The sequence below is a fragment of the Desulfonatronospira sp. genome (assembly GCA_003563255.1).
Classification (GTDB): Bacteria; Desulfobacterota; Desulfovibrionia; order Desulfovibrionales; family Desulfonatronovibrionaceae; genus Desulfonatronospira.
Genome location: PWSL01000282.1, coordinates 1 through 3,144, shown reverse-complemented (window position 1 = coordinate 3,144; position 3,144 = coordinate 1). Strand labels below are relative to the sequence as shown.

The following is a 3,144-nucleotide window of genomic DNA, read 5'->3' as shown; positions in this document are numbered from 1 at the left end:
GGGGCAATGAAAAAGGTTCTCCGCCCCGGGCGGGGAGCATGTAATCCATATACACCGGATCGGTGGATAAGAATACTGATACCTCTTCCTCCTGCTCTTCTCTCTGCGGGCTCTGCGGCTCAAGGCCTGCTTCAGGCCGGGTGTGAGATATTCTTTTCTTTACATGCAGGTACGCTTAAACCGGAAGAACCAATTTTTAATGAAGAGGGTTACTGCTCCAGTTCCCGGTGCAGGTCCAGGAGGTCCTGGTTCAGGGTGTCGGGGTCGTGGACCTGGAGCAGCTGGTCCAGGATATCCCTGGCCCTGTCCCGTTCATTGGTTTCTTTGAGGACATAGGCCAGGTTGTAGGCGATGTCCGGGTTGTTGGGACTTTTTTCCCAGGCCTGGTGCAGGTTTTCCAGGGCCAGGGAGTGGTTGCCCATTTTATAATGCACCCAGCCCAGGGTATCCAGGGCCTGGGGCTCTTCAGAGGCGGCCGCTCTGGTTGCCAGGTCCAGGGCCTTTTGCAGCAGTTGCGGGTCCTGGGTCTTCTGGGCGTAGAGATAGGCCAGGTTGTTGGCTGCAGGGAGAAAGTCAGGGTTCTGCTCCAGGATCTTTTTGTACATGCTTTCAGCCTGTCCGGCCCTGTCTGATTCATGGTACAGGGTGCCCAGGATAAAAGCGGTATGCAGGGAGTCAGGGTTTTCCTGCAAGGCCAGCTCAAAGGAAGCGATGCCTTTTTCCAGTTCGCCGGTGCGCATATAGATACCGGCTATGCGGTTGTAGGGGACAAGCCAGTCCGGCTGGAGCCTGGCGGCCTCCCAGAAAGTCTTTTCCGCCTGCCGGGTGTCCCCCATGTTCAGCTGTACCCGTCCCAGCAGATCCAGCAGCAAAGCATTGTCCGGGTAATCATCCATGAGGGACAGGACAAAATCCCTGGCCTGTTCCGGAGTGTCCTGGGAAAAATAGGCTGCAATCTTGGCCTCGGCGACATTGTATGCCCCAGGGGTCAGGTTCAGGGCCTGGTCAAAATGCTCATGGGCGGTTTCATAATCCCCATCCAAGACGGCCAGCCTGCCCAGATTTAAATGTCCCATGGCCGCTGCCTGGGGCTGCATATCCAACAGCTTCCGGTACTGCTCTTTTGCCTGGTTTTGCTGGCCCTGCATGGCATAGATCTCCCCCAGCATAAGCCTGGCATCCAGGTCCTGTGCATCCTGCTCCAGGATCCGGGTGAACTCCCGGACAGCCCTGTCATAATCGCCATGGCGCAGATGATGCCTGGCCATTTCCTTGCGGGCCGGAATAAAGCCCGGATTGCGGCTCAGAACCTGGCGCAGGGTCTCCAGCCCCACAAGATGTTCGTCATTCATGAAGTGGGCCCTGGCCAGGAACAGGTGGGCCTGGTGATTGTCCGGGTCTTCCCGGATTACCCGGCGTAGATTGACAATGGCCCTTTCGGGCCGGCCCTGTTCCAGCTGGATGCCTCCCAGCAGGAACTGGGCATCAAGATCGCCGGGGTTTTGACCGAGCACCTCTTCCAGCTGTTCCTGGGCCCTGGTGATTATTCCCTGATCCAGGTACATCCTGGCCAGGTTTTTGCGGGCCTCAAGGGCCTGGGGGCTTTCCGGGTCCAACTCTACAGTCTGCTTCAAAAGATCCTGGGCTTCATCAGGCATGTCCTGCCGGACATACATATCCGCCAGGGCAAAGCGCATCTCATAGCCAGGAGAGACGTTTTCAATGCCCCTGGTCAGGGTGTTTACGGCGGACTGAATGTCCTGATCCTCCAACTGGATCCGGGCCAGGTAGAGATACAGCCTTTCCCGGCCGGGGTCGCTGCTGATCATCTGTTGCAGTTCATCAACGGCCTGGTCGATATTCCCCTGTTGATGATGCAGCCGGGCCATGAGAAGCTGTATCTGGGGGTTATCCGGGTCCAGTTCCCTCATTTTGTCGTAGATCCCATACACCTGGTCAAAATTTTCCATTTCCAGGTGGATGTCGGCTTTACCCATTAAAAGGTTTCCGCTGGCCGGCAAATGCTCCAGCCCCTGGTCCAGGATGCTCAAGGCCCGGTGGTGCTCATCCTGAACCTGAAACAGCCTGGACAGCAGCATGTAGGCTTCTTCGCGGTCCGGCTGCAGGGAAACAGCCTTTTCCAGGGCGGTTGCAGCCTGGCTGTATAAACCCTGGCGCAGCAAAGACATGCCCAGCACCAGCCTGGCATCGACATCGTCCGGGTCATGAGCCAGGACCTGCCTGGCCATGTCTTCGGCCTCAACGGGCTCACCACCCATAAGCAGCAGCCTGCCCAGGAACAGTCTGGCTTCATGCAGATCCGGGTCCAGCTCTATGGCCCTTGAAAAATGGGCATAGGCTCTCTGCCAGTTCTCCTGGCCGAAAAAGCTCTTGGCCAGCAGCAGGTGGGCCGGAGCGAAATCCTGGTCCAGGCGTACGGCGTTTCTGAGCTCCAGGGTGGCTTCGGCGTACCTGCCGGCCTGGTAGTGCTCCTGTCCTTTTTCATAGAAGGCGTGTTTGCGTTCTTCGGTGTCTGAACAGCCCAGGAGGGACAGGGCGAGCAGTAGGGTGGTTAAGAGCAGTAGGGTGGTTAAGGGCAGTAGTGGTTTTTGATGATTCATATTGGGATTCCTTTTTCAGTGCGTCTGTGTGTCTGTTTTGGTGCATCAGTAGACGGTGCGACTTTACGAATTTGGGCGATATGATTGAATAAGGTTTATCAGTCTAAAGCGGACCATGCCCGCTACCCAATGAAGAAAAGAGTTTTTTGACAGGATTAACAGGATTAAGAGATTGATGAAGAGAAAAACATTTTTGTCCTGGCCGGAAGCCAGGCCAAAAGGTAATCAATCCTGTTAATCCTGTCTAAGATTCTTGTTTTTTGTGACAGGGTTTCATAGTAAATCTAATTCTTTGGCGGACTTAGCTAACATACCAGCTTCCCCGTTTGCATTTGGGCATAATTATATGCCTTTATGTCCCTCAACCGATGCACTGACCACAGACGCACCAAAGCACTGTCAAATAGCTCCTTTGCGGCGTAGAACCACCCAGACGGTCTGGAAAAGGATTTTGATGTCCACCAGGAAACTCCAGTGATCGATATATTTGAGGTCCAGCCTGACCACTTCGTTGAAGTCGGTG

At 55.1% G+C, this 3,144-nt stretch carries 2 protein-coding genes; both read right to left on the bottom strand.

From position 1 onward, the window contains the following. Positions 1 to 209: 209 nt before the first annotated feature. Positions 210 to 2,621 carry a tetratricopeptide repeat protein gene (locus QZP87_RS08265; RefSeq protein WP_291322446.1) on the bottom strand — a complete coding sequence of 804 codons (2,412 nt, stop codon included), beginning with the start codon at positions 2,619 to 2,621 and terminating at the stop codon, positions 210 to 212. Between the two features lie 399 nt (positions 2,622 to 3,020). Then, positions 3,021 to 3,128 carry a sugar transferase gene (locus QZP87_RS08260; protein WP_291322447.1) on the bottom strand — a complete coding sequence of 36 codons (108 nt, stop codon included), beginning with the start codon at positions 3,126 to 3,128 and terminating at the stop codon, positions 3,021 to 3,023. Positions 3,129 to 3,144: the final 16 nt, after the last annotated feature.